The organism is Bradyrhizobium sp. USDA 376 (assembly GCF_054063675.1).
The window spans coordinates 4,784,584-4,810,413 of sequence record NZ_JBSSGN010000001.1; the positions used below are offsets into that span (position 1 = coordinate 4,784,584).

The window sequence follows — 25,830 nt, forward strand, 5'->3', positions numbered from 1 at the left end:
CGCGGGGAGAGATGAAACATCACGCCTTGCTCAGCCCTGCGGCCTTCATCGCCTCGCCCATCTGGGCGTCGCCCTTGTCCATGAAGCTGGCAAACTGGCTGGCATCGCCCCAGACGGTGCCGAAGCCGCGATTGCTCATGAAGTCCTTGAACTCGGCGGAGTCGTAGACCTTCTTCAGCGCCGCGGTGAGCTTGGTTGCGATCTCCGGCGGCAGGTTCTTGGGCGCGCCGATGCCGCGCCAGGCGCCGGTCGCATAATCGATGCCCATCGCCTCTTTCAGCGTCGGCACGTCCTTGAAGATCGGGTTGCGCGCCGGTGCCATGATGGCGAGGCTCCTGGCCTTGCCGGCCTCGATGATGGCGCGCGCTTCCGGCACCGAGCAGGTGGTGAGGTCGAGGCCGCCGGCGGCGAGATCCTGCATCGCAGGGGCCGCGCCGTTCGACGGCACCCAGGCGACCTGGTTGGCGGGCAGGCCCATCGCCTGCATCCAGCCGACCAGCGCCAGATGCCAGATGCCGCCCTGGCCGGTGCCGGAGGCCTTGAACTTGCCGGGAGGCGCCGCCTTGATCGCCTCGGCGAGCTCCTTCACCGTCTTGTAGGGCGAAGAGGAGGAGACCTGGATGCCCGGCGGGTCCTCGTTCATCAGCGCCAGCGGGGTGTAGCTCTTCGGCGTCAGCTCGGTGAGGCCCTGCCAGTGCATCATCGAAATCTCGACCGTGAGCATGCCGATGGTGTAGCCGTCGGGCTGCGCGGTCGCGATCGCGCTATGACCGACCACGCCGGAGCCGCCGGTGCGGTTGACCACGTTGAAGGGCTGGCCGAGATCCTTTTCCAGCAGGGCCGCGACGATGCGTGCCGTCGCATCGGTGCCGCCGCCGGCGCCCCAGGGCACGATCACGGTGACCGGCCGGGCCGGATAGGCCTGCGCAAGTGCGGGCTTGAAGCCGAATGCGGCGGATGCTGCAACTGCAGCGGTCGAAGCCGCAAACGTGCGGCGCGAAATCTTGGACATGAATGCCTCCCAGCGGCGCCCGTAACACCGGGCGCTCTTGTCAATGGCGACATTCTAGTCGGCTTTGCGGCAGGGCCGCAAGGTAGCGCTACCACAGCGCTGTGAGCAAACGCGGTGCTGCTCAAAACATGATCATTGAGGCTCGCCCGCATCGCCCTTCGGGCGTGCGCCGCCGAAGACGCGCCCGCCCTCCGCGGTGAGGTAGGGCTTCAGCGTCTCCCACGGCACGAATGCGACATATTCGCCCTCGGCGTAGGGGCCGACCGCGTAAGGCGGATAGTGGAACGTGAGCCCGGAACTCTTGCCCGCGTCGGTTGACGGGGTGAGCGTCACCGCGCCGATCCTGAGCAGGCTCGGCTCCACGCCCTTGAACCATTCATTGGTCGCGGTCTCGCTTGCGTCGCGCTTCTTCTTCTCGATTTTCAGCGAGGCGATCACGGCCTTGACTATTGCCTTCATGGTGGGCCCGCCATCGGCTGTCTCGGTGAAGAACGGGCGGATCGAGATACGCTTGTTCGCCGTCCTGTCCCACAGGATCGTATTCACGTCCGAGTTGGGGTGGGCACCGTGGGTGTCCATGTAGTCGTTGCGCAGGACGCTGACATAGCGGTCGGCGACAATTGAACGGATGCTGTATTTGCGCTCGAAGTCCCAACCGACATCCTTGAAGAATTGCGGGTCCTGCTTGCGCGAGGCGGCCGCCTCGGCCGCGTTCTTGTCGAGCCACTTCCTGCCCTCGGCGAGGCAATCAGCGGCCAGCGCCGCGTCGGCCTTGATCCTGTCGTCGAGGAAGACGCGCGCTTCGATGCTCCTGGTCTTGACGACGGCGTCGGGCTTGGGGGCGGCGGCGAAAGCCGTTGTTGCGCACGTTGCGATAAGCGCCATCGCAACGCTCAAGCTGGTGATGAATTTCAAGGGAAGTGTTCCTGCGTGGGCGTCAGAATATTTCGAAAATGTCGCCCGCAATGCGCTCCACAAAGCGAGGTGAAATGGAGTGCCGGACGGTCGCCTGCGTCTGCAAGCCAGTCGCATCCTCGATGATCTGCTCGACATCGATCAAATTGAGCAGCGAGAAGGATGTCTCCGGTTCGACCTCGACAAGGACGTCGATGTCATCGTCCGGGCGGTAATCCTCATTGGCGCGTAAACCCAATACGGCAAGCTTTGACACGCCCTTGCCTTTGATGGCATCGGCGTTCTTGCGTATCGCAGCGACGATCTCGTCACGTGTCATGATACAATCTGGCCGGTTACGCGGCCAGTCTAGCATTTACTCCGCCGCCTCGCTATGCCCGAGCCGCGCGTTCAGCTTCCGGATCAGCTCCTCGGCCGCATCCGCGATCACCGTGCCCGGCGGGAAGATCGCTTCCGCTCCGGCCGCGTAGAGCGCGTCGTAATCCTGCGGCGGCACCACGCCGCCGACGATGATCATGATGTCGTCGCGGCCCTGCTTCTTCAGCGCGGCCTTCAGTTCGGGGACCGCGGTGAGGTGGGCGGCGGCGAGTGAGGAGACGCCGAGGATGTGCACGTCGTTCTCGACCGCCTGCCGCGCGGCTTCATCGGCGGTTGCGAACAGCGGTCCGATGTCGACGTCGAAGCCGATATCGGCGAACGCGGACGCAATCACCTTCTGGCCGCGGTCGTGGCCGTCCTGGCCGATCTTGGCGACCAGGATGCGCGGACGGCGGCCTTCCGCCTCCTCGAAGGCGTCGATCAGCGCCTGAACCTTCTCGACCTGGGTGCCCATGCTGGACGCCTCCCGCTTGTAGACGCCGGTGATGGATTTTATTTCGGCGCGGTGGCGGCCGAACACTTTCTCCATTGCGTCAGAGATTTCGCCGACGGTCGCCTTCGCCCGCGCCGCGTCGATCGCGAGTGCGAGCAAATTGCCGTTGCCTTCGCCGGCCGAGCGCGTGATCGCGGCGAGCGCGGCATCGACGTCCTTCTGGTTGCGCTCGGATTTCAGCCGCGTCAGCTTGTCGATCTGGAGCCGGCGAACGTTGGTGTTGTCGACCTTCAAAATCTCGATCGGGACCTCGTCGGTCGGCTTGTACTTGTTGACGCCGATCACCGCCTGCTTGCCGGCATCGATCCGGGCCTGGGTCTTGGCCGAGGCCTCCTCGATGCGCAGCTTCGGCACGCCGGCTTCGATCGCCTTGGCCATGCCGCCGAGCTCCTCGACCTCCTGGATGTGGCCCCACGCCTTGGCCGCGAGGTCGCGCGTCAGCCGCTCGACGTAATACGAGCCGCCCCAGGGATCGATGATCCGCGTGGTGCCGCTCTCCTGCTGCAGGAAGAGCTGGGTGTTGCGCGCGATGCGCGCCGAGAAGTCGGTCGGAAGCGCCAGCGCCTCGTCGAGCGCGTTGGTGTGCAGCGACTGGGTGTGGCCTTGCGTCGCCGCCATCGCCTCCACCGTCGTGCGCATCACGTTGTTGAAGACGTCCTGCGCGGTCAGCGACCAGCCCGAGGTCTGGCTGTGCGTGCGCAGCGACAGCGAGCGCGGGTCTTTCGGATTGAACGGCTTCAGCAGCTTCGCCCAGAGCAGACGCGCGGCGCGCATCTTGGCGACTTCCATGAAGAAGTTCATGCCGATCGCCCAGAAGAACGACAGCCGCGGCGCGAAGCGGTCGACATCCAAGCCCGCGGCAAGTCCGGCGCGAAGATATTCGACGCCGTCGGCGAGCGTATAGGCGAGCTCGAGGTCCTGCGTCGCGCCGGCCTCCTGCATGTGATAGCCGGAGATCGAGATCGAATTGTACTTCGGCATCCTTTGCGAGGTGTACGCAAAAATGTCCGAGATGATCCGCATCGAGGGCGCCGGCGGATAGATATAGGTGTTGCGCACCATGAACTCTTTCAGAATGTCGTTCTGAATCGTCCCTGAAAGCTTCTCCGGCGCCACGCCCTGTTCGCCCGCGGCGGCGACGTAGAGCGCGAGAATCGGCAGCACCGCGCCGTTCATGGTCATGGACACGCTCATCTGGTCGAGCGGAATCCCTGCGAACAGCGTGCGCATGTCGTAGATGGAATCGATGGCAACGCCGGCCATGCCGACGTCGCCGCCGACGCGCGGATGATCAGAGTCATAGCCGCGATGGGTGGCAAGGTCGAAGGCGACCGAGAGGCCCTTCTGCCCCGCAGCGAGATTGCGGCGGTAGAACGCGTTGGAATCCTCCGCCGTGGAGAAGCCGGCATATTGCCTGACCGTCCAGGGCTGGTTGACATACATGGTCGGGTAGGGGCCGCGCAGATAGGGCGCGATGCCCGGATAGGTCTCGAGGAAATCGAGCCCGGCCAGATCCGCCTCGCCATAGGCGGGCTTCACCAGAATGCCCTCGGGCGTCAGCCAAGGCTCAGCGCTGCCGGTTAGCGCTTTGGTTGCGGTCCGCTCGAAGGCGACGTTGGCGAAATTGGGAATGCGGCTCATGGCTTCAACCATATTATCAATCATGATCCGGATGCTGATGGCTGACGATGGTCGCCATCTTCTCCGGTCCGTAATTCTGCTGCGTGGTCTGGCTCGGCAGGTTGGCGATCCCGACCACCCAGCCAAGGCGGGATTCGGTGCCGTATTGCCGCGTCGGCACCACGTGGTCCGGCCGGTCGAAGGCGCCGGTCATGATCTCGATCCGCGGGCCATCGATGCGGCGGAAGCTCAGCGGCGTGCCGCAGGAGGCGCAGAAATCGCGCATCGCGATCGACGAGGATTGGAACGCCGATGGCGTGCCCTTGGTCCAGGCAAAGTCCGTCTTCTCGATGTCGGCGAAGGAGGCGAACGGCGCACCGCTGGCCTTCTGGCACATCCGGCAGTGGCAGATCGAAATCTTGTTCGGCGTCGCCTTCAGGGCAAAGCGCACCGCCCCGCATTGGCAGCCGCCGGTGAGAACTGGTTTGCCTGGTTCGGTCATGCCTGTTCCATCCGTCGATAGGCGTCTTGCAGCGTGGCAAGCGCATCGCCTCCGGCGAAGACAAAGCCCGTGACGCCGGCGGCCCGCAGCGCCGCCTCGGCATCAGTCGGGCGGCCTGCCAGATAGATATGTCGCCCGCCGGCCGATTGCAGGGCCTTTGCCGCAGCTTCGGCGTGTTCCGCATAGACCTTGTCGCTGGAACAAAGGCAGGCAAGCGCGGCGCCGGAGACCTTGAAGGCGGCGGCCAGCTTGGCCGGATCGATAAAACCCTCGCTCTCGACAGCCTGGATGCCGCCGGCCTCGAAGAAGCTTTTCGCAAAGGTCGCGCGCGCGGTGAAATCGGCGGGCGTGCCGAGATTGGCCAAAAACATCTTTGGCCGCGCCCCCTGCGCCTTCAGTGCCGCATCGGATTTGTCGCGCAGCGCCTCGAACGGCTCTGCCAGCCGGATCGGCGGCAGCGCCTCGAACTTGTACTTCTGCTCCCCGTAAGGCGCGAGCGTAACCGGCGTGGCCTTCAGCACCGCCGTCTCGCTTTCCTGCAGGTTCGGAAACTCGCTGGCGCCGGTCAGAACGTCGCGGCGCTTTGCGATATTGGCGTCGCGCGCCTTGCGCGTGGCCGCGACCTTGCTCTGGAACAGGCCCTGCTGGAGTGCGGCGAAGGCGCCGCCGGCTTTTTCGCTCTCCTGGAACAGCGCCCAGGCAGCTTCGCACAGCTGAGCCGTCAGCGTCTCGATGCCGCCGGCGCCGGCCGCGGGATCGCTGACCTTGGCGAGGTTGCTTTCCTCCAGCAGCAGAAGTTGCGTGTTGCGCGCCACGCGCCGCGCGAACGGATCTGGCAGTCCGAGCGCCAGCGTGTGCGGCAGCACCGTGATGGCATTGGCGCCGGCAAGTCCCGCCGCGAACGTCGCCATGGTCGCGCGCAGCATGTTCACGTAAGGATCGCGCTGTGTCAGCATGCGCCAGGCCGTATCGGCGGCAATGAACAGCGGCTTTGGCGTGAGCCCGCAGGCGGTCTCGATGCGCGCCCACAGCAGCCGCAGCGCGCGGAATTTGGCCATGGTGAGGAACTGGTCGGCATCCGCAGAGAGCCGCGCATAGACCATGCCCTGCGCCTGCTCGAGCGGAATGCCGGCACCTTCGATCGCACGAAGATAGGCAACGCCGCAGGCGAGCACGAAGGCGAGCTCCTGCACCTCGGAGCCACCGGCATCGTGGATCACGCGTCCGTCGGCGGAGGCAAACGGCCCCTTGAAGCCGAGCGCGGTGAGACCCTTGATCGCACCGGTGACGGCGGGCGCGATCTCTTCCCACGTATAAGGGCTGTGGCCCCACACCGCGCCGGCCGCGAGCGGATCGAGCCCGAAGCGGATGTTGCAGGCCGCGGGATCGAGGCCGTTGCTCTTCACATATTCCGCGACATGGATCGCTGCCATCCGCGATTGCGGACCGATCTGGAGCTCGATGCCGATGCCGGCATCGAGATGGACATCCTTCAAGACCTTTGCGATCGCATCCGCCGAAGGTTCCAGACCGAAGCCATGACTGCCGCTGCCGCCGGCGAACACCAGCGCAAGCCCCGTCGCGCCGTTCTCCAGATCCTGCAGGGCCTGCGCATTCGCGAGCGCCGCGTCGGGATGGTCGATCCGCTGCACGATCTGCCACGGCGCGGCCGCGGCCCGTCCGACCACGGGCGCAACGCCCCTGGCGCGCGGATAGAGCGGATCGATCTTGATTCCGTCATAGGTCTTGCCGACCAGCTTCTCGAACGGCGCGCCCTTCAGCACGCCGTCGACCAGCTTGCGCCAGTCTTCAGGCGTGGCCTTGGGAAAATCCGCCGCCAGCGGCAGGTCGTCAGTCACGGAGGTCATGCGGCGAGGGGCTCCCGAACATCTTGTTATTCGCAGGCGAAATTGCCACGGCGGGCCGTCCCTGCAAACGGTTGTTTTTGGTTAACCGGTATCCGGAAGCCGCTCAATGCCTTGCGTCGAGACGCTGGCAAGCCCGTCACGCACACGAATGCCCGAGATCACGCGGTCGGGCGCGATTTCGGCCAGCGGCACCAGCACGAAGGCACGCTCGAACAGGCGCGGATGTGGCAGCGTCAGATCGGGCTTCTGCAAAGAGACATCGTCATAGGCGATCATGTCGAGATCGAGCGTGCGCGGACCCCAGGGCCGCTCCTTGGTCCGCGTGCGGCCGAATTTCTGCTCGACCTTCTGCAGCACGAACAGCAGCGCATGCGGATCGAGGCTGGTCTCGATCTCGACGCAGGCATTGATGAAGGGATCCTGGTCCTCGTCGCCCCAGGGTGGCGTCGCATAGTCCGAAGAGCGCGCGATCACCGCGGCTTGTGCCATGCCGCAGATATGGGCGATCGCCTTTTTGAACGTCGCGCGGACATCGCCGACATTGCCGCCCAGTGCGATCAGCACGCTCGCCATCTTACGGGTGCCGCGAGCGCGTCAGCATGATGCCGACGTCGTCGAAGATCGCCGCGATCGGCGCGTGCGGCTTGTGCACGGTGATCTTGACCGCGCGGATGCGCGGGAAGTGCGACAAGATGGCGTCCGCGACCGCACCGGCTGCGCGTTCCAAGAGCTTGTAATTGGTGTTCTTGAACGCCGCCGTCGTGGTGGCCACGACTTCGGCGTAGGACACCGTGTCGGCGAGCCGGTCGGTGCGCGCTGGCTCCGACAGGTCGGTATAGAGTTCGAGATCGATGACGAAGCGCTGGCCGACTTCGGTTTCGTGATCCATCACGCCATGGCGCGCATGGATCGACAGGCCGGTCACGAAGATCGTATCGGTCATTGCTTGCTCTCGATTGCGTGCGCCACCCGCAGGGCCTGCAAGGTCTCGGCGACGTCGTGGGTCCGGATGATTTTGGCGCCGCGCTGCGCGGCGATCAGATGCGCGGCGATCGAGCCGGCGAGCCGCTCCGACGGCTCCGACGGCGACACCGAGGCGATGAAGCGTTTTCGCGAGGCGCCAACGAGGATCGGCAGGCCGAATATGTCGAGCTCGCGCAGCCGCGCCAGCGCGATCATGCTCTGCTCGGCGGTCTTGCCGAAGCCGATCCCGGGATCGAGCACGATTTTTTCGCGCGCGATGCCGGCTTTTGCGGCGATATCCAGCGAGCGCAGGAAGAATGCTTTCATGTCCGCGACGATGTCGATGGCGGGATCGACGCTGTCGCGGTTGTGCATGACGATGACAGGGACGCCCCTTGCGGCGATCAGCGGCGCCATATCGGCGTCGCGTTGCAGGCCCCAGACGTCGTTTGCGATCACCGCGCCCTGGTCGAGCGCGAACTGCACCACCTCCGCCTTCATGCTGTCGATCGACACGGGAACGCCGAGCGCAATGACGCCTGGCAGCACCGGCTTCAGTCGGGCAAGCTCGTCCGCCGCCGTGACGGCCTTGGCGCCGGTGTAGGGCCGGGTGGATTCGGCGCCGATATCGATGATGTCGACGCCCGCCTCGATCATCGCCCGCGCCCGCTTCAGCGCCTGTTCCGGTGCGATGAATTTTCCGCCGTCTGAGAAGGAATCCGGGGTGACGTTGAGCACGCCCATCACCGCCGGGATCGGCCGGCCCACGAGCGTCCGCAGCGCATCAAGCCCGGCCGAGCCGGCCGGCGGGACGGATGGTGAGGGCGACGCATTCATGCGGCCCGCTTTAGCGGTCGGGGAGGGGGAGTCAAGACCAACCCCTCGCTGTCATTGCCCGCGAAAGCGGGCAATCCAGTACTCCGAGGCAGTGAGGCGATACGGAGGAGCCGCGGCGTACTGGATACCCCGCCTTCGCGGGGTATGACGGCAGAGTTTGGGGATGCAGCGCTGCTCCCTGACCGTCACCCTGAGGTGGCCGCTTCTTCAGCGGCCCTCGAAGGGCGACGGCCCGGCTCTTTCCGTGGAGATGCAGCGTGGCCGTGCATCCTTCGAGGCTCCCCATGTGACGCGTTGCGTCCCATGTCTCGCACCTCAGGATGACGGGAGGGAGCCAAAGCTAATACGTAATCTTCGGCGGCAGCTTCTTGGCCTTGGCGATGATGTCGCCGACCGACTTCTCCGACGGCAGGATGCGGACGAGCTTCTTCTTCTCGTTGGCCTCGCGCATGCTCTGGGCGAGCCTTGCCGGATTTCGATAGGCGAGCTCGCGCACGGTGGTGACGCCGGCGGCGCGGACCAGGCCGACCTTGGCCCGGCCCATGCCGGGGATGCGCATGTAGTCGGAGACGTTGGCCCATTCCAGCAGCAGCTGCTCGCTGATGCCGGTCTTGGCGGACAGCGCCTTGCGGCCCTTCACGGTCGAGGCGGCCTCGAGCAGTGCCTCGGTCGTGCGGATGCCCTGCGCCTTCAGCTTGTTGGCGGCAAAGGCAGGCAGGCCCTCAATCTCGGAGATCGGATATGTCATGATACTCGATATGAAAAACGTCGCTCAGGCGAACTGGCTGAGGCCCGGCGTCCCCGCGATGATCTTGCCCATCTGATCCGCTCCGATTTTGTCTCGGCCGTAGCGGAAAAGTTCACGGGCAATGGTCTGAATCTCGGACATGCCAAGTCCCAGCCCCATCAGGCGCGTGCCGACGGCCATTAGGCCGCCGCCCATCAGCCGCGACAGTCCGCCGCCGCTCTTGGACGCCTCGATCGCCGCTTCCGCACCGGGAATCTGATTGATCAGGGCTTCGACGTTCTCGGAAGGGCCCTCGCTGCGGAGAAAGCCCAGGATAATGCCGACGGTTTTTTCGGCGACAGCACTATCTATGCTGGCGTTCGCCGCCAGCCGTCCGATCAGCTCGTCCATATGGCCTGCCCCTCAGCCGGTTCACATGCCGGAGTATTGTTTTCGAAAATGATCTTGAGCCGGTGCGATGTGAAATACAAGCGATGAACGCGGCGAACGATCCGATTCACTCCCGAACGCGCCAAAAGTGTTGCAGCGATGCACGAGCGGAGATGGAATCTGCAGGAAATTGCCGCGGTGCGAACGCCTCGTTCCTACTTTCGGCCGATGCCGCCCGCTTGTTTCCGACAATGTCGCATGCTCAGGCCGCGTTGAACGGTTTTAATCGGCGCGCGAGATGCGTTAAACTACGGAACTGGTGTATTCGAGTTTCAATACGCGAAACACGGCAGAGAGATCAGAGAGAGTAATGACGGCACAGGACAGCAAGCTCGGCGACACCGACGACAAGATCTTCGTCGGTAAGGGAGACGAGCAGGCATGGCTGACGCTGGCGCTGGCCAATCGCCACGGCCTCGTCACCGGCGCAACCGGAACCGGAAAAACCGTGTCGCTGCAAGTCATGGCGGAAGGTTTTGCGCGCGCCGGTGTCCCGGTCTTCGCCGCCGACATCAAGGGCGATCTCTCCGGCATCTCCGAGGTCGGGGTGCCTAAGGACTTCATCGTCAAGCGCGCCTCCGAGATGGGGCTGAAATTCCAGCCCGACCAGTTCTCGACGGTGTTCTGGGACGTGTTCGGCGAGCAGGGCCATCCGGTGCGGGCGACCGTCACAGAGATGGGGCCGCTGCTGCTCGCACGCATGCTCGACCTCAACGATGTGCAGGAAGGCGTGCTTAACGTCGCCTTCCGCGTCGCCGACGACAACGGGCTGACCCTCATCGACATGAAGGATCTGCGCGCGCTGCTCGATGCCATCGTGCCGGAGGCCGGCAAGAAGGGGGCGGATGCCGAGGATAGCCCGCTTGGCGACATCAAGAAGGAGGCGCAGGGCTTCGGCAACGTGACCAAAGCCACGGTCGGCACCATCCAGCGCCAGCTCCTGGTGCTGGAGAACCAGGGCGGCGCCAAGTTCTTCGGCGAGCCGGCGCTGGCGCTGAAGGACTTCATGAAGACCGATCGCGACGGCCGCGGCATGGTCAACATCCTGGTCGCCGACAAGCTGATGCAGAGCCCGCGGCTTTACGCGACATTCCTGTTGTGGATGCTGTCCGAGCTGTTCGAGGAGCTGCCCGAGGCCGGCGACCTGCCGAAGCCCAAGCTGGTGTTCTTCTTCGACGAGGCGCATCTGTTGTTCAACGACGCGCCCAAGGCGCTGATGGACAAGATCGAGCAGGTGGTGCGCCTGATCCGCTCCAAGGGCGTGGGCGTCTACTTCGTGACGCAGAACCCGATCGACGTGCCGGACCGCGTGCTCGGGCAGCTCGGCAATCGCGTGCAGCATGCGCTGCGCGCCTTCACCCCGCGCGACCAGAAGGCGGTTGCGGCCGCAGCCCAGACCTTCCGCCCCAACCCGAAGCTCGACACCGCCAAGGTGATCACGGAGCTCGGCAAGGGCGAGGCGCTGGTGTCCTTCCTCGAGGGCAACGGCACGCCGACCATGGTCGAGCGGGTGATGATCCGGCCGCCATCCGCCCGGATCGGGCCAATCACGCCGGAAGAGCGCAAGGCGATCATGGATGCAAGCCCGGTGAAGGGCAAATATGACACCGCCGTCGATGCCGAATCCGCCTACGAGTTGCTTCAGAAGCGCATCGCCGGCACCGCGGCCACGGCCGACGGTCCGACCGGCGAAAGCGGCGGCGGTATCCTCGGCCAGATCGGCTCGATCGTCGGCACCATTTTCGGCACCAACGTCAAGCGCGGCCGCCTTTCGACCGGCCAGGTCATTGCGCGCGACGTGACGCGATCGGTCTCCAACCAGGTGATCGGCGGGCTGGCCGCCAATGTCGGCAAGTCGATCGGCGGCCAGCTCGGCGGCTCGATCGGCCGCACCCTGGTCCGGGGTGCGCTCGGCGGGTTGCTGCGGAGATAGGCAGTAAGCCCGATTGGAAGCCATCCGCGGTCGAGCGCGGTCGCCTCACAGCGCGCACAATTTCAGGTGAGGGGGCTCTCCAAGCCTTCCGCGGTCTGCTACGTCCTGTGCCTTCGCCGGACCGGACTTTGTTGTGACCTTGACCGACCCATTCCCCAAGCCTGATGCGCCGAGACGCCTGTCGCTGCGCGCGCCGCTGGACCTGCTCTTCCTGTTCTGCTGTGTCATCCTGACGGCCGACGTTCTCGTTCCGGAGATCTTCGGCCACGGCAAGACCAAGGACTACGGGCTGTGGTACTGGGCCGGGCAGCAGGTTCTGAACGGCGGGCCGCTCTATCCCGCCGACATCCGCGCGTATTTCGAATTCATCTATCCGCCGCTTCCTGCGATCCTGCTCGCCATCCCGAGCTGGTTCGGCAAGATTCCGCTCTACATCGTGCTGTCGATCCTGAATGTGCTGGCGTGGTGGTACACCGGGACATTGTCCCATGCGATGACCGGCTCGGGCCGCAAGCCCGGCCGCTGGCTGGAAGCGCTGCCGGCTTTCGTCACCGTGACCTTCGTGTTCGACATGTTCGATCTCGGCCAGCCCAATCTCGTCCTGCTGGCGATGATGCTCTACGGCTTCTGGAGCTTGCAACATCAGCGGGCCTGGCTCGCAGGCTTCATGTTCGCGCTCGCCACTGCCATCAAGGTATTTCCGATCGCGGTGCTGCCATATCTGGTTTGGCGGCGGAAGTGGGCTGCCGTCGTCGCGACGGTCGCCTTCACCGGCATCCTTCTTTATGTCGTGCCGGCGCCGATGCGCGGCTTCGAGCGCAACGCAGCCGAGCTCAAGACCTGGTATCAGGGCATGGTCGGGTCGAGCTCGGAAAAGGGCTTTGGCCAGCGCGACGAGCAGAACTGGTCGTGGGTCAACCAGTCCCTCATTGCGGTCACGCATCGGCTGGTCCGGCCGATCAACTACAATCAGGAAGACCCCAACAAGCCGCCGCGCACGATGAATGTCATCGACGTCGATTACAGGACAGCGAACTGGATCGTGCTGGCGGTATCGGTGCTGCTCGGGCTCGGCTTCGTCGCGGTCATGCCACGGCAATCGCGGCGGACGGCGCGCTCGGATGCCGAGGAGCTCGGCATCCTGTTCTGCCTGATGACGGTGGCATCGCCGCTCGCGCGACAATACTACTTCATGTGGCTGTTCTTCCCGATGACGGTGCTGATGCATCGCGCCGCCTTCGACGAGCGGCCGAATGTGCGGCTGGGAACCTGGCTCGCGCTGGGCGCGGCCGGCATCCTCATGCTGCTGTCGCTGCCGTGGTTTCCCAATGTCCTGCAGGCTTGGGGCAATAACCTGCTGGCGACTGCCATCCTGGCCGGTGCGCTCGCCTGGCACATCCGCCATCCGCCGGTTGCTGCTGGCTCCGGGCCTGCGACGGCGCTAAAAGCCAAGACATCAGCTTGAGATCAACAATCGGGAATACGACCATGGCCAATGCGCAGCTTCAATCCGTGCTCGACCACATCGACAAGGATTTCGACAACAGCCTGGAGCGTCTGTTCTCGCTGCTCCGGATCAAGTCGATCTCGGCGGATCCGGCCTTTGCCGCCGATTGCAAGGCGGCGGCCGAGCATCTGGCCAAAGACATCGCGAGCCTCGGTGTCGCGACCGAAGTGAGGCCGACCGCCGGCCATCCCGCCATCGTGGGCAAAACCGCAGTGGGCGGACGGCCGCATGTGATCTTCTACGGCCATTACGACGTGCAGCCGGTCGATCCGCTCGATCTCTGGCACCGTCCGCCGTTCGAGCCCGTGGTCACCGACCACGCCGACGGCCGCAAGATCATCGTCGCGCGCGGCGCCGAGGACGACAAGGGCCAGGTGATGACCTTCGTCGAGGCCTGCCGCGCCTGGAAGAAGGTGACGGGATCGCTGCCGATCGACATCACCTTCCTGATCGAAGGCGAGGAGGAGGTCGGCTCGAAGAACTTCGTGCCGTTCATCGAGGCCAACAAGGACGAGTTCAAGGCCGATTACGTGCTGGTCTGCGACACCGGCATGTGGGACCGCAACACGCCGGCGATCACGACCTCGCTGCGCGGCCTGCTCTATGAAGAGCTGAAGATCACCGCCGCCAATCGCGATCTGCATTCCGGCGTGTTCGGCGGCAGCGCGATGAATCCGATCCGGGTGCTCACCAAGATTCTCGGCGGCCTGTTCGACGACGACAATCGCATCACCATTCCCGGCTTCTATGACGGAGTGAAGGATCTGCCGCCCGATATCCTGGAGCAGTGGAAGAAGCTCAATTTGACGTCGGAGATGTTCTTGAAGCCGATCGGGCTGTCGATCCCGGCCGGCGAGAAGGGCCGGCTCCTGATCGAGCAGGCCTCCTCGCGTCCGACCTGCGACGTCAACGGTATCTGGGGCGGCTATATCGGCGAGGGCTCCAAGACGGTGATCCCGTCGCATGCTTCCGCCAAGGTCTCGTTCCGCCTGGTCGAGGGGCAGGATCCCGCAACAATCCGCAAGGCCTTCCGCGACTACGTGACGGCGCGGCTTCCCGGCGACTGCAAGGTCGAGTTCGGCGATCACTCCGCCGCGCCCGCGGTCGCGCTCGACTGGAACATGAAGCCGCTCGCCGCGGCCAGCAAGGCGCTGGCGGAGGAATGGGGCAAGGAGACCGTGCTGATGGGCTCCGGCGCCTCGATCCCGATCGTCGCCGATTTCAAGCGCACGCTGGGGCTGGACTCGCTGCTGGTCGGCTTCGGCCTCGACGACGACAACATCCACTCGCCGAACGAGAAGTACGACCTCCGCAGCTTCCAGAAAGGCATTCGCTCCTGGGCCCGCATTCTGGCCGCGCTGGCGGAGGTGAAATAGGCACGGTGCCGTAGGGTGGGCAAAGGCGCAAAGCGCCGTGCCCACCATCACTCAGTGATTGCGAAGGAAGAAGACGTGGGCACGCTTCGCTTTGCCCACCCTACGAGAGCTTCATCCCCGGTGCGTCGGGTGGGTTAGCCGAAGGCGTAACCCACCAACTTTTGCGGCCGCGTCGAGAGAAGAGGTGGATTACGCCGAGCGGTCTGCGCTGTGCGCAGTCCGCAGGGCTAATCCACCCTACGAAGCTCACCAAATAAAAACGCCGCCCGGAATTGGGCGGCGTTTCATTCCAAAAGGCGTAGAGGTTCGTTGAGCGCTACCCTACACCAAATCCGGAAAATCTCAAGAGCGGTAGCCGGGATTGACGCGGTCGAGCTTGCGCAGCAGCGGCGGCCACACGAGGTTGTTCGCACGCAGCTCGGCGCGGTCGCGGTTCGCTAGGAGCTCGGTGTTCTTCTCGATCGCTATCTCCTCGACCGGATAGACCGGCGTGCCCAGCGCGCGGGTGCGCACCTGCATCGAGCAGGCGCGCTCGAGGTGATACATGCGCTCGAAGGCGGAGGCGACCGAGCGGCCGACGGTCAGCGTGCCGTGGTTGCGCAGCAGCATGTGGTTGTGGTCGCCGAGGTCCTTCTGCAGCCGCGGCCGCTCCTCGTGGTCGAGGGCGATGCCTTCATAGTCGTGATAGGCAAGGTCGTGGGTGACGAGCTGGGCGGTCTGGTTCAGCGGCAGCAGCCCTTCCGCGCTGCTCGACACCGCGGTGCCGTCGAGCGTGTGGAGATGCAGCACGCAGATCGCGTCCTCGCGCACCTCGTGGATCGCCGAATGGATGGTGAAGCCGGCGGGGTTGATGCTGTACTCGCTCTCGGAGAGCTGGTTGCCGTGGAGGTCGACCTTGACGAGGCTCGAGGCCGTGATTTCCTCGAACATCAGCCCGTAGGGGTTGATGAGGAAGTGATGGTCGGGACCCGGCACGCGCGCCGAGATGTGGGTGTCGACCAGGTCGTCCCAGCCGTACAGCGCGACGAGGCGATAGCAGGCGGCGAGGTTGACCCGTTGCTGCCACTCGGCCTCCGTCATGTTGGAGGGCACTTCCCTCAGGCGCGCTTCTGCTGGTGACATGGCAATTCTCTCCGAACCTCGTTGTTGCGGGAAGCGAGCCTAGTCCTGCAAATGGCTGGCAGCAAGGCGCGTCAAGCGCGGCAGTTCAGCGTCGCCCGCATGGAGTGCGCGCTGGAGGTTCCGGATTCCAGAACCGCCGATCACGGTCCACGCGACGTTTCGCCTCCGCGACCGTCCGATCGGATAATGATCTTACGGCGCCGGGATCGAGAGCAGGCTGGAAATGCTGCGGCCGCGGATGTCGTAGACGCGGGCGAACACCACGTCGTCGCGCTTGATCTCGACCATGACGGGCGCAGTCAGGCCCTTGCAGTAGAACTCGCCGAGCGTCATGGCGAAATCGGCCGCGTTGGAATCCCAGCCGATGGTGAAGTCGGGTCCGAGCGCGACCTGCGCCGGACGCTGCGGACCGCACACCGCGACCTTCCATTTGCGATTGACGGGCGGCACTTCCTGGCGCTCGACCAGCTGCTCGCGCAGCTCGTCGGAAGCCTGCTTCAGCGCGAGGCCCCAATAGTCGAGCATGAAGCGGTCGTCGGCAGCGCGCACGGTGCCGGCGATGTGGTTGAAGTGCGTGTACTGGTAGGGGTGCAGCCGGATCATCTCGGCCAGTGAGAGCGCGAGGCCAAAGCAGAAGGTCGCCAGCACGACCGGCTGCCAAGTGCGGTGGTTGGCGCGCAGGCGCTCCATCGCCCAGGCGAAGGCGACGCCGCCCAGCACCGCCATCGGCGGGATCACGAAGACGAAGTGGCGGATGCCGTTGTAGAGCGCCGGACGCTTCACCATCGCAATCGCGAGCGGCAGGGTCGCAGCCAGCGTCAGCATCAGCAGGATGGTCTTGCGGCGGGCCGGAACGTCGCCGCGCGGCAGCAGCGCAAAGGTGCTGACCACGGCGCCGCCCATCAGCACCAGCATCACCTCGGGCAGCTGCAGCGCGAACAGCGTCGGCAGATAGGACCAGGGCATGTCGGGGACGGACACGATCGCGCCGTCGAACATCTCCTTCCACGGCTTCTCGAAGAAGTGCGAGAAGTAGGTCAGCGCCTCGAAGGGATTGCCGGGCTCCATGATCGACCACGGCCAGATCAGGCCCATCACGAGGTAGCCGAGCACGAGACCGGGCAGCAGCACATAGATGACATGGGCGAAGCGGCGGACCGACTCGCGCAGGCCCTCGGTGCGCAGTTCCTCCAGGAACAGCGGGATGAAGCCGATCATGGCGTAGACCAGCGAAAGGCCGCCGAGAATGCGCGTGCCGAGCGCGAGGCCGGCCCCTAAGCCGACAATGAGGATCGTGCGCGGCGAAGGCTGCGGATATTCCTCGGCGAGCCGGACCAGGCCCAGCATCAGGATGATCATGGCCACCGCGAAGGGCGCATCCTTCGGGTTCATGAACATGTGGCCGTAGAAGATCGGGCACAGTGCGAGCAGCAGGAGCGCGGCAAGACCCGCGAGGGGGCCGCCGATGCGGCGGCCGAGCCGCCAGGTCACGGCAAGTCCGATCACGCCGACGATGGCTCCGACCAGACGGCGCGTCTCGAACAGCTCGAGCGGGAGCACCTTGTGCAAGAGGGCCGCGACCATGTCGAAGCCGCCGCCATACATGTAGAGATTGGCGAAGGAGAGCGCCGCGGTATCCTTGAAGCCGGAACCGAACATGCGCAGCAGCAGGTCGGCATATTCAGCGTGGGTGTAATCGTCCCAGCCGAGCCCGTAGTCGCGGAAGGTCAAGCCTGCAATCACGGCGACCGCGGCCAGCACCAGCATGGCGAGATCGTCGCAAGTCCGTTCGACCGAGCGCCGCAGAGGCGTGTCGATCGCCGAAGTCGTGATGGATGTCATGGCTATTGGTGACCCGGAATCCCCTCTTGGCCCTGCTGGCGCGCGCGGGCCACTTCCCCGGACTCCGTATAGCGCAGTTCCATTACCAAGTAATTGGGCATTATGGCTAAATTCCTGATGCGACGCAGCAAACCCTTGCAACTGGGAGCGGACTAGCAGTAGCGAGCCGTAGCTGAAGGGAATGTGAATAAGTCCCTGATTTCCTTCTCTTTAGGAACGTTGACAACAATTCGCCGTTGGCGTGGAACACCGTATGACGGTATCGTGGCGTGTGTCGCGCGTGGATGCGCGGCCGGGGGTGAGTTCGATGACCTTGGCAATGTTGATCGTGGGGATTGTCGCCGTGGTGGCGGGCCTCCTTGCGATCCTGTTTGGCTTCACCGTCAGGGAATTCAGTCTCGGCAGCACTCTCATAATCGCCGGCACGATCGGCGTCTGCTCCGGGATGTTACTGGCCGGCCTCCATCTGGTGCTGCTGGAGCTGAAGGGCATCGCTCGTCGGCTCGCTGGCGCACCGTCCGAGGTTCGGGTCAGGCCCGTACTGCCGGGCCTCGCGGTGCCGGGCGCGCCTTCGTCCGAGACGATGCCCGCTTCGGCCATGCGGGCTGAGCCGTCGCCCCCGCCACCGCCGGCGGCGCCGCCATGGCTAGGCGAAGCACCCGCGCGGGAGCGCCCGCGCGCCGAGCCGCCGCCGGAGCCGGTCGGCCCGACGCCTCCTGCGGCGCCGGAACCGCCGCGCCGTCGCAACCTGATGTTCGCCTCGACCTCACGCAAGGAACGCGAACGCGCGGAGGCCAAGGCCGCCGAGGGCGCGCCGCCGCCTGTGGAGCCCGCAGCGCCTGCCGCGCCGGACGCCCCGCCTGCGAGCTTCGATGATGCCTGGCCGAAGCCGGATCGCATGCGCCCCTCGGAGCCTCCGGCCGCCGCACGCCGTCCGTCCCCGCCGCCGCGCTCGCCCTCGACCTTTGCCGAGGCTCCCCCGCCGCCGCCTGCATCCGAGCCGGAGCCTGCGGTCGAGCAGCCGCCCGTGACGGTGCTCAAGTCCGGCATCGTCGACGGCATGGCCTATTCGCTCTATTCCGACGGCTCGATCGAAGCGCAGATGCCGGAAGGCATGATGCGCTTTGCCTCGATCGACGAGTTGCGCGCGCACCTCGACCAGCGGTCCTGAGATTTGGTCCTGAGACCTGGGCTACGCAAGTAAAGCGCGACCGTTCTTGTCACGTCGTCAGTCGTCAGCTCATATTCGCCAGTCGTCGTATTTTCGCCGAACGTATTGTTGACACGGAATACTTTGGCGTCGTCAATCCCGCGGCGCAACAGGGAAGGGGCAAGCCCATGTCGGATGCCGGGGCCAAGAATTTCATCGAGCTGACGGCGAGCATCGTGTCGGCCTATCTCGGCAACAATCCGACGCCGGCCGCCGAGATTCCGAACCTGATCAGCCAGGTGCATGGCGCCCTGGTGCGGGTCTCGACGGGGCGCATCGAGGCGGCGCCGCTCGAGCCGGCAAAACCGGCGGTCTCGCTGAAGAAGTCGATCGCGCCCGACTATCTCGTCTGTCTGGAAGACGGCAAGCGCTTCAAGTCGCTGAAGCGCCATCTGCGCACCCAGTACAACATGACGCCGGAGCAATATCGCGAGAAATGGGGCCTGCCGGCCGACTATCCCATGGTCGCGCCGAACTACGCGGTGGCGCGCTCGCAGCTGGCCAAGCAGATGGGCCTCGGACAGCAGCAGCGGAAGCGGAAGTAGGCCTGGGCTGGATGCCGTAGGGTGGGCAAAGCGACTTGTCCGCCGAAGCTCGAAGAGCGAAGGCGGAAGCGTGCCCACCACTTCGGGCGCGATTGAAGAAAGCTGGTGGGCACGGCGCAAGGGCGCCTTTGCCCACCCTACGATACTTCTTACGTCGCTTCCGCGAGCGCCTCTTTCGCGTCGGTCTTGATGCGCTCGACCATCGAGCGCAGGCCGTTGGAGCGCTGCGGCGTCAGATGATCGCGGAAGCCGAACTCGTTGAACACGGCGATCGCGTCGGTATCGATGATTTCCTGCGGCGTACGGCCTGAATAGAGCGAGAGCACGATCGCAACCAGCCCGCGCACGATATGGGCGTCGCTGTCGCCGCGATATCTCAGGATCGGCGCGCCACCATCGTGGTCGATCCGCTTCTGCAGCCAGACCTGGCTGACGCAGCCCTGCACCTTGTTCTCGGCGGAGTGCTCGGCCTCCGGCATAGGTTCCAGGGTGCGGCCGAGCTCGATGACGTACCGGTAGCGGTCGTCCCACTCGTCCAGAAGCTCGAAATTGTCCCTGATTTCGTCGATCGTCGTCATTTTGGCCCACAGTTCCCGTTAAGGCCAATATAGGGACGCGAAGCCGTGAAATCGATAGGGTTTGGGCCCTAATTCGTGCCCGCCGGGCCGCGCCATTCGAGCGCGAGGTCGTCCTGGGTCAGGGTGTCGCGCAGCGCCTCGCTCGCGGCAGCGTCGCCGTCGTCGGCCATCGCGATCGAGCCGGTATGGTCGGGCGCCTTCTTATGGTCGTTCTTGGGGCCGTCGTTCTTGTCGTTGGTGATCTGCTCTTTCTTGTCGTTGATGATCTGATAGATCTTCTTCGCGCCGTCCTGGGCGCGCTGGCCGATGATGCTCGCGGCCTGGCCGCCGACCTCGCAGGCCGCCGGCTGGCGCTTGCAGAACTGGGTCATGTCGGAGACGGCCGCGGTCGCAGCCTGCACCGCATCGGCGGCGCCGATCTGCGGCAGCTTCTCCGATTCGGGCGTCTTGTCCCTGGGCAGGAGCACCAGCACCAGCCCGAGCCAGAATGTGATGCGGAGCAGAAAGCGCATCTTGTCGACCTGTACGTTAGATCCCGCCGCGGCGATCCCCGCAGAGCGCGTCGGACCTAGCAACCCTCGATAAATCGCAAGTGATTGCCTTGAGCTTAATTCGCGGAAAATTGACGCAAAAAACTTTGCAGAGCCCGGTCTCGTAAATTTTCCATTGATGCTGCGGCCCGTGACCTTCCGGAGCCTTGCATCCACCATTTCGAAACCATGCGGCGGACGGTGAAACCCTGTGTTCACCATCCTCACCGAAGACGTCGTCAAATCGTCTAAAAAGCTCCGCGATGACACGGTGTCCGGCCGCACGCCGCGCCGCCTTAGCACTCGTTTAAGGTCGCTCTGACACGGTGGCTCAACGACAAGGAGGCGTTCCGGCGCGTCTTCTCAAGACGATTGAGCCGAAGCGCGAGACCCGTGACAGTTTTGAGTATCATCCGCGATTGTCTCGATGCGCTGCTGCATCCCTCCGCGCGTTACGATGCGCTGACGCGAGCGCGCCATCGTGCCTTCATGGCGCCGCGGCTGCTGGGCAGCCTGGCAGCCTTTGCCGCATTCCCTGTCTATCTCGCCATGCGTGGCGCGCCGAGTGCGGTCGAGGTCGCGGCCTTTGCCTGGCTGATCGCGCCGATCATGCTGTCCTGGTTCCTGTCGCGGACCGGCCGCTACGAGGGCGCGCATGTGCTGTCGTCGCTGGCGCTCTCCGGCCTGATCATGGCGGTCGCGGTCACGACGGGCGGCATTGAATCGTTCGCCGCGGTCTGGCTGGTGGTGGTTCCACTCGAGGCGGCGCTGTCGGCCTCGCGCCGCGTCGCGGCCTTCGCCTCGCTGCTCGCGCTGTCGTGCGCCGGAATGCTGATCCTCGTCAGCCAGCTCGGCTGGCTGCCGGTGGAGGAGCCGAGCGCCGCGCAGCGCGGCGTGCTGATGGCCTTCGGCGTCGCCTCGGCTACTCTCTATGCTGCGGGCCTTGCCTTCGGCGCGGAATCGCTTGCGCGCACCAGCGTCGCGCTGCTGTCGCGCGAGGAGGAGCGCTATCGCCTGCTCGCGCGCAACATGAGCGACGTCATCTCCCGGCATCAGCGCAACGGCGCGGTGCAGTTCATCTCGCCGGCCGCCGAGGCCATGCTCGGCATTTCAGTCGCGCAGCTGCACGGCCACGGCCTGTTCGACCGCGTCCATGTCGCCGACCGTCCGGCCTATCTCACCGCGCTGTCGGATGCCGCGCGGGGCGACGTGCGCAGCGTCGAGTTCCGGTTGCGGCGCGAGCCTGCCGGCTCGGAGCGCGGCCAGGTTGACTTCATCTGGGTCGAGATGCGCTGCCGGCCGCTCGACCAGGATCGGGGCCGCGATCCCGCGCGCGAGGCCGAGGTCGTCGCCGTGATGCGTGACGTCACCGATCGCAAGCATTCGGAGCAGGCGCTCGATCAGGCCCGCAGCGCGGCGGAAGCCGCCGATGCCGCCAAGACGCGCTTCCTCGCCACGATGAGCCACGAGCTGCGCACGCCGCTCAATGCCATCATCGGCTTCTCCGAGATGATCGCGCAGGAGCAGACCCTGATGCTGGGCGCGGCTCAGCGCAAGGAATATGCCCAGCTCATCAACGATTCCGGCCAGCATCTGTTGTCGGTCGTCAACGGCATCCTCGACATGTCCAAGATGGAATCGGGCAATTTCGAGATCGCATCGGAGCCGTTCGCACCGCGCGCCTCGCTGATGCATTGCTGCAATCTGCTGGCGCTGAAGGCGCGGGAGAACGGCATCGACCTCGTCACCGACGCGCCGCAGGACCTGCCGGTCATGACCGGCGATCCGCGCGCGTTCAAGCAGATCGTGCTCAACCTCGTCGCCAACGCCATCAAGTTCACCGAGCGCGGTGGGCAAGTCTCCGTGTCCGCCGCGGTGACCGGATCGCAGCTCACGCTGCGCATCAGCGACACCGGCGTCGGCATCGCGCCCGACGATCTCAAGCGCATCGGCGCGCCGTTCTTCCAGGCCGGCAAGACCTATCAGCGCCGTCACGAAGGTACCGGTCTCGGGCTGTCCATCGTGAAGAGTCTCATAGCATTGCATCTCGGCGAATTGACGGTACAAAGCCGGTTGGGTGAGGGCACTGCCGTCACCGTCAAGCTGCCGCTCGTCTATACGCCGCCGCAAGCCAAACCGGTCGAGAGCAAGGTAACGACCTTGATGCCGGTGCTGCGCCAGGAACTTCGCGAAGAATCTCACGAAGAACTCAACGATCAACGTCACGACCAACCCGCTCCGGTGAAGAAAAGTGCCTAAGAAGTCTGCCAACGACGAAGCCGCTCCGCGCCGACGTGGTGCCAAGGGTGGGGCTAAGGCTGCGGTCATCGATGTCGAGACCGAGCGCAACCTCGTGATGCGTGTGCTGCTGCACAGCCCCAAGGACACGCTGGCCGGCCTCGTTGCCGTCGCCGCCATCGGCGCGATCGTCGCCAATGCGCTGTTCCTGCAGACCGGCCGGCATCCGGCGCCGATGTTCGGCACCGTGATCAATCTTCCCGCGCCGTCCTCGGTGCCGTTGTCGAATCCCATGCCGCGTCCGCGCCCGGTCGGCGCCGATACCTCGCCGCTCGAGCCGAAGGCGACGGAGTTTCGCGTCGAGCCGAAACCGGCCGAGCGCGCCGCCGAGAAGCCGGCGGAGAAGCCGGTCGAGGCGACCGCATCGACGCCGCGCGCGGGCAATGATCCCATGACCAATCTGGTGAAGGCGACGACCTCGACGCCGCCGTCCGCGATCCGTCCGCCGGCCCCGATTCCGGTGCAGCAGAGCCCGGCCGCGCGGCGCATCGCCGGCGTGCAGCGCGCGCTGTCCGAATACGGCTATGGCAATCTGAAGATCACGGGCACGATGGGCGGCGAAACCCAGTCCGCGATCCAGAAGTTCGAGCGCGAGCACAAGATGCCCGTCACCGGCCAGGTCTCCGACCGTCTGCTGCGCGAGCTCGCCGCCGCAATCGGCCATCCCGTCGAATGAGCGTCACGTCTGCGCGCAAGGCTGGTGCTGATCGCGGCACTGGCCTATCGTCCGATTCATGCGTTTGAAATCCAACATATGGGTCGCGGCCTATTTGCGCCGCTGTCAGACCGAGGGCGTGTTCGGCGCGGTGCGCCGTCGCGGCGCCGAGGAGGCGGGTGCGGTGTTCGTGAAAGTGTCGCTGCTCGACGGCCATGCGATGCTCTACGTCCCGGCGCCGCAGACCGTCTATGATGACGGCCGACCGGTCGACCGCTTCTTCGTGCCGGTGGCGCCGCAGCCGCTGCCAGAGCACACCATCGAGGAACGGCTGACCAAGGAGCTTCGCTTCGATCCCGATGCGTGGATCGTCGAGACGGAGGACCGCGCGGGGCGGCATTTTCTGGAGCTGGCGAAGGCTTGACTAGCGCGATCGCCAATTACCTTTCGGCGAGCGCCGTCAGTTTTGCGCCGGCGATGCGAAAGAACCGCTTTTCCGGCAGCGCCTGTCCGCCGAGCATTTCATAGAATTGCTGAAGCCGCAGATCAGCCGCATCGACAGTCCAATCGATGCGGTCGTGCCCTTCTTGCCGGGCTATTGCCGCCAGGCGCGCCATGAGCTTCTGCCCCAATCCGCTGCTACGCCGATCGTGACGCACGTAGAGCTCCTTCAGGAAGAAGCCCGACGTCAAACCGGGGCCGGGATAGATCGCGCTGAAGCACGCAAAGCCGGCGACGCGCTCGTTCTCGCAGGCCAGCAGGATTCGCGATCCCGTCGGCCTCGACCTCAGCCCGTCGATGATAAAGTCCCGCGCGGGACAGCGGGCGCGATAGTGGGCCTGCATCTCGATCATCGCATCTGCGACGTCATCGAAATCGGCTTCGGTGATCTCCCTGAAAGCCGTCGAAGCAATGTGGCCCATGGTCTGTTGATCCGTCTGGTCGGTCGACGCACAGCCGCGTTTGCGGACGACGACGCTCCGCCTTTTGGACCAGCTTGTGGTCCGTGTCGAGCTGGATCGAGGCGGCGCTGCGGACTCTAGTGATCGGACGATCCCCCGGTGCCGGTGCGCACCGTTGGGCTGGAGCCGGGCTGCACGCCCGACCGCGTCTGGCTTGCGGCCGCGCGGGCGCGCTGGCGTTCGCCGTCATGCAGCGAGGACTGGTACTTCGCGCGCGTCACCGCGAGCGTCGAGCCGCGCCAGGCCGCCAGCATCACCAGCGCGGAGCGGTCGTCGAGGCGGTCGTAGAGCCGCGACAGCCGGTACACCTCGCTCACGGAATTGCCGATCTCCGGCTTGAAGAACAGCAGGATGCGCTGGAAGTTCGGGCTCGGCATGTCGAGCGCGCGCGCGGCGACCGCGAGCGCTTCGCCGCCGGGATCGTCGACGATCTGCGCTGCGACGCGCGAGGGCAGGATCAGGCTGTCGCCGAGCTCGAGGGTGAAATTGTCGACGTCGCCGGCGATCGCTGCCATCTCCAGGATCTGGATCGCGCGCTTGGCGCGCACGGTCGGAATCCGCGGCGCGGCCTTCAGCGGCGTCTGCGCCAGATTGTGCAGGATCAGCGCGCGCTCGGAGGCGCCGGCGCGGAAGAACATGTCGTGGATCTCGGCGGCATCCTTCGGCTGCATCGCCAAGTTCGCGGCCATGCGCTGCTCGGCCTCGGTCGGCGCGCGGGCCGCGGAGGGCGCCGGCGCGGGCGCGGGCGCGGGGATTTCGCGCGCCAGCGGAACCCTGCGGCCTTCCTGGGCCGCGACCAGCCCGAGCTTCTGCAGGACCGGGACCGGCGTCTGCGGATAGACCGCGAGCTTCGCCTTGATGGCCGCGCGCGTCGCATCGTCGACCTGGTCGATCAGCCGCGTCGCAAGCTCGATGAACTGGCGCTGTTCGTCATCGCTGTGGACGCGCGTCTGGACATAGAGGTCGGTCAGGACGCGCAGCAGCGTCGGCCGAACATCGACGCCTTCGCGACGGGAGAGGCTCATCAGCCCGTCGAATCCGGGAAACAGCGACTTGGTCATGGAGGCGTACGCAACTCGAGAAAGATACTTGCGCGGGGAGCCTAGCGCAGGTTCCTTTAAAGCCTCGTTAAGGAAAACGAGGCGTGAAGGCGGCCCTTAAATTTGAGGCGTTCTCGTGCCGCAACGGGACGGCGCGGCCGGTCCGTGTGGTTACGGTCCAAAGGGCATGTTTACACCCCGTTAACCATGAGCTGATCTTAATGATCGCCATGTTGCAGGAGCGTATTTGATCGCGCGGCAATTGAGAGAGCTGACATGGGGACCATCATCGAATTTCCGGCCGGTCGCCGGGTAGGCTCGTCGGGGGACGTCACACCGCACGCGGACATGGGAACGGTTCTGATCCTCCCGGTGATCCGCATCGAGCGCGAGAGCGACGAAACCAGCGGCGATCGCGGGCCGGAGCAGGGCACAGCGCCGGGGCGCCGTCGTCGCCGTCGCTAGGT

The 25,830-nt window shown here is 65.2% G+C and carries 26 protein-coding genes; 9 read left to right on the plus strand and 17 right to left on the minus strand.

All coding sequences use genetic code 11. The annotated features are described in order from the left end of the window. Positions 1 to 19: 19 nt before the first annotated feature. From ACVJ19_RS22300 to ACVJ19_RS22350, 11 genes are all read right to left on the minus strand, one after another. Positions 20 to 1,012, minus strand: coding sequence for a tripartite tricarboxylate transporter substrate binding protein (locus ACVJ19_RS22300; RefSeq protein ID WP_453951143.1), 993 nt, complete (start codon positions 1,010 to 1,012; stop codon positions 20 to 22). 132 nt (positions 1,013 to 1,144) lie between these two features. Beyond that, positions 1,145 to 1,897: an RsiV family protein gene (locus ACVJ19_RS22305; RefSeq protein ID WP_453955182.1), complete on the minus strand. Its 753-nt coding sequence runs from the start codon at positions 1,895 to 1,897 to the stop codon at positions 1,145 to 1,147. Between the two features lie 52 nt (positions 1,898 to 1,949). Further along, entirely contained in the window at positions 1,950 to 2,246 is a 297-nt protein-coding gene (locus ACVJ19_RS22310; RefSeq protein ID WP_212343779.1) for a nucleotidyltransferase family protein, read from the minus strand. 36 nt (positions 2,247 to 2,282) lie between these two features. Beyond that, positions 2,283 to 4,439 (minus strand): methylmalonyl-CoA mutase, encoded by a 2,157-nt coding sequence (scpA, locus tag ACVJ19_RS22315; protein ID WP_453955183.1) that lies wholly within the window; start codon positions 4,437 to 4,439, stop codon positions 2,283 to 2,285. 16 nt (positions 4,440 to 4,455) lie between these two features. Further along, positions 4,456 to 4,920, minus strand: coding sequence for a GFA family protein (locus ACVJ19_RS22320; RefSeq protein WP_453951144.1), 465 nt, complete (start codon positions 4,918 to 4,920; stop codon positions 4,456 to 4,458). Next, a complete protein-coding gene (locus ACVJ19_RS22325) occupies positions 4,917 to 6,788 on the minus strand; it encodes a methylmalonyl-CoA mutase family protein (RefSeq protein ID WP_453951145.1) in 1,872 nt (623 codons plus the stop codon). The genes ACVJ19_RS22320 and ACVJ19_RS22325 overlap by 4 nt, the downstream gene beginning before the upstream one ends. Before the next feature lie 81 nt (positions 6,789 to 6,869). Further along, positions 6,870 to 7,361, minus strand: coding sequence for a 2-amino-4-hydroxy-6-hydroxymethyldihydropteridine diphosphokinase (gene folK / locus ACVJ19_RS22330; RefSeq protein WP_453951146.1), 492 nt, complete (start codon positions 7,359 to 7,361; stop codon positions 6,870 to 6,872). 1 nt (position 7,362) lies between these two features. Continuing rightward, on the minus strand, positions 7,363 to 7,731 hold the full coding sequence (folB, locus tag ACVJ19_RS22335) for a dihydroneopterin aldolase (RefSeq protein WP_211410350.1): 369 nt from the start codon (positions 7,729 to 7,731) through the stop codon (positions 7,363 to 7,365). After that, positions 7,728 to 8,588, minus strand: a complete 861-nt coding sequence (gene folP, locus ACVJ19_RS22340; protein ID WP_453951147.1) for a dihydropteroate synthase — start codon at positions 8,586 to 8,588, stop codon at positions 7,728 to 7,730. The genes folB and folP overlap by 4 nt, the downstream gene beginning before the upstream one ends. A gap of 340 nt (positions 8,589 to 8,928) precedes the next feature. Further along, positions 8,929 to 9,336 carry a DUF4332 domain-containing protein gene (locus tag ACVJ19_RS22345; protein ID WP_453951148.1) on the minus strand — a complete coding sequence of 136 codons (408 nt, stop codon included), beginning with the start codon at positions 9,334 to 9,336 and terminating at the stop codon, positions 8,929 to 8,931. Positions 9,337 to 9,360: 24 nt separating this feature from the next. Next, positions 9,361 to 9,726, minus strand: coding sequence for a DUF2267 domain-containing protein (locus ACVJ19_RS22350; protein ID WP_212343795.1), 366 nt, complete (start codon positions 9,724 to 9,726; stop codon positions 9,361 to 9,363). Between the two features lie 349 nt (positions 9,727 to 10,075). Here ACVJ19_RS22350 and ACVJ19_RS22355 point away from each other — a divergent pair, with 349 nt between their 5' ends. The 3 genes from ACVJ19_RS22355 to ACVJ19_RS22365 all read left to right on the plus strand — a co-directional run bounded on the left by ACVJ19_RS22355 (position 10,076) and on the right by ACVJ19_RS22365 (position 14,581). After that, positions 10,076 to 11,698: a helicase HerA-like domain-containing protein gene (locus ACVJ19_RS22355; RefSeq protein WP_453951149.1), complete on the plus strand. Its 1,623-nt coding sequence runs from the start codon at positions 10,076 to 10,078 to the stop codon at positions 11,696 to 11,698. 133 nt (positions 11,699 to 11,831) lie between these two features. Beyond that, positions 11,832 to 13,163: a glycosyltransferase family 87 protein gene (locus ACVJ19_RS22360; protein ID WP_453951150.1), complete on the plus strand. Its 1,332-nt coding sequence runs from the start codon at positions 11,832 to 11,834 to the stop codon at positions 13,161 to 13,163. A 23-nt stretch (positions 13,164 to 13,186) separates the two neighbouring features. After that, positions 13,187 to 14,581 carry a M20/M25/M40 family metallo-hydrolase gene (locus ACVJ19_RS22365; protein WP_453951151.1) on the plus strand — a complete coding sequence of 465 codons (1,395 nt, stop codon included), beginning with the start codon at positions 13,187 to 13,189 and terminating at the stop codon, positions 14,579 to 14,581. A 342-nt stretch (positions 14,582 to 14,923) separates the two neighbouring features. On the opposite strand, the gene ACVJ19_RS22370 is transcribed toward ACVJ19_RS22365, so the two are convergent. Both ACVJ19_RS22370 and ACVJ19_RS22375 read right to left on the minus strand, forming a co-directional pair. Beyond that, the gene (locus ACVJ19_RS22370; protein ID WP_036005973.1) at positions 14,924 to 15,703 is read right to left on the minus strand and encodes a class II aldolase/adducin family protein; all 780 of its coding nucleotides are present in this window, start codon (positions 15,701 to 15,703) and stop codon (positions 14,924 to 14,926) included. A 192-nt stretch (positions 15,704 to 15,895) separates the two neighbouring features. Then, positions 15,896 to 17,545: a glycosyltransferase family 39 protein gene (locus ACVJ19_RS22375; RefSeq protein ID WP_453951152.1), complete on the minus strand. Its 1,650-nt coding sequence runs from the start codon at positions 17,543 to 17,545 to the stop codon at positions 15,896 to 15,898. A 307-nt stretch (positions 17,546 to 17,852) separates the two neighbouring features. On the opposite strand from ACVJ19_RS22375, the gene ACVJ19_RS22380 reads away from it, so the two are divergent. After that, positions 17,853 to 18,716, plus strand: coding sequence for a DUF308 domain-containing protein (locus ACVJ19_RS22380; protein ID WP_453951153.1), 864 nt, complete (start codon positions 17,853 to 17,855; stop codon positions 18,714 to 18,716). Positions 18,717 to 18,883: 167 nt separating this feature from the next. Then, positions 18,884 to 19,300: a MucR family transcriptional regulator gene (locus ACVJ19_RS22385; protein WP_453951154.1), complete on the plus strand. Its 417-nt coding sequence runs from the start codon at positions 18,884 to 18,886 to the stop codon at positions 19,298 to 19,300. A 149-nt stretch (positions 19,301 to 19,449) separates the two neighbouring features. Here the strand turns inward: ACVJ19_RS22385 and ACVJ19_RS22390 are convergent, their stop codons facing one another. Beyond that, the gene (locus ACVJ19_RS22390) at positions 19,450 to 19,878 is read right to left on the minus strand and encodes a SufE family protein (RefSeq protein WP_453951155.1); all 429 of its coding nucleotides are present in this window, start codon (positions 19,876 to 19,878) and stop codon (positions 19,450 to 19,452) included. Positions 19,879 to 19,946: 68 nt separating this feature from the next. Continuing rightward, positions 19,947 to 20,390 (minus strand): DUF5330 domain-containing protein, encoded by a 444-nt coding sequence (locus ACVJ19_RS22395; RefSeq protein WP_453951156.1) that lies wholly within the window; start codon positions 20,388 to 20,390, stop codon positions 19,947 to 19,949. A gap of 411 nt (positions 20,391 to 20,801) precedes the next feature. Between ACVJ19_RS22395 and ACVJ19_RS22400 the strand changes: the two genes are divergently transcribed. Genes ACVJ19_RS22400 through ACVJ19_RS22410 form a run of 3 tightly spaced genes read left to right on the plus strand, consistent with a single transcriptional unit; the run spans position 20,802 to position 23,785 of the window. After that, the gene (locus ACVJ19_RS22400) at positions 20,802 to 22,667 is read left to right on the plus strand and encodes a PAS domain-containing sensor histidine kinase (protein WP_453951157.1); all 1,866 of its coding nucleotides are present in this window, start codon (positions 20,802 to 20,804) and stop codon (positions 22,665 to 22,667) included. Then, complete coding sequence (locus ACVJ19_RS22405) at positions 22,660 to 23,382, plus strand: peptidoglycan-binding protein (protein WP_453951158.1); 723 nt, start codon at positions 22,660 to 22,662, stop codon at positions 23,380 to 23,382. The genes ACVJ19_RS22400 and ACVJ19_RS22405 overlap by 8 nt, the downstream gene beginning before the upstream one ends. Before the next feature lie 58 nt (positions 23,383 to 23,440). After that, on the plus strand, positions 23,441 to 23,785 hold the full coding sequence (locus ACVJ19_RS22410) for a DUF1491 family protein (protein ID WP_453951159.1): 345 nt from the start codon (positions 23,441 to 23,443) through the stop codon (positions 23,783 to 23,785). A 16-nt stretch (positions 23,786 to 23,801) separates the two neighbouring features. On the opposite strand, the gene ACVJ19_RS22415 is transcribed toward ACVJ19_RS22410, so the two are convergent. Next, positions 23,802 to 24,284 (minus strand): N-acetyltransferase family protein, encoded by a 483-nt coding sequence (locus tag ACVJ19_RS22415; protein WP_453951160.1) that lies wholly within the window; start codon positions 24,282 to 24,284, stop codon positions 23,802 to 23,804. Positions 24,285 to 24,400: 116 nt separating this feature from the next. After that, a complete protein-coding gene (locus tag ACVJ19_RS22420) occupies positions 24,401 to 25,384 on the minus strand; it encodes a DUF2336 domain-containing protein (protein ID WP_453951161.1) in 984 nt (327 codons plus the stop codon). Positions 25,385 to 25,639: 255 nt separating this feature from the next. Between ACVJ19_RS22420 and ACVJ19_RS22425 the strand changes: the two genes are divergently transcribed. Continuing rightward, positions 25,640 to 25,828, plus strand: a complete 189-nt coding sequence (locus tag ACVJ19_RS22425) for a hypothetical protein (protein WP_453951162.1) — start codon at positions 25,640 to 25,642, stop codon at positions 25,826 to 25,828. Positions 25,829 to 25,830: the final 2 nt, after the last annotated feature.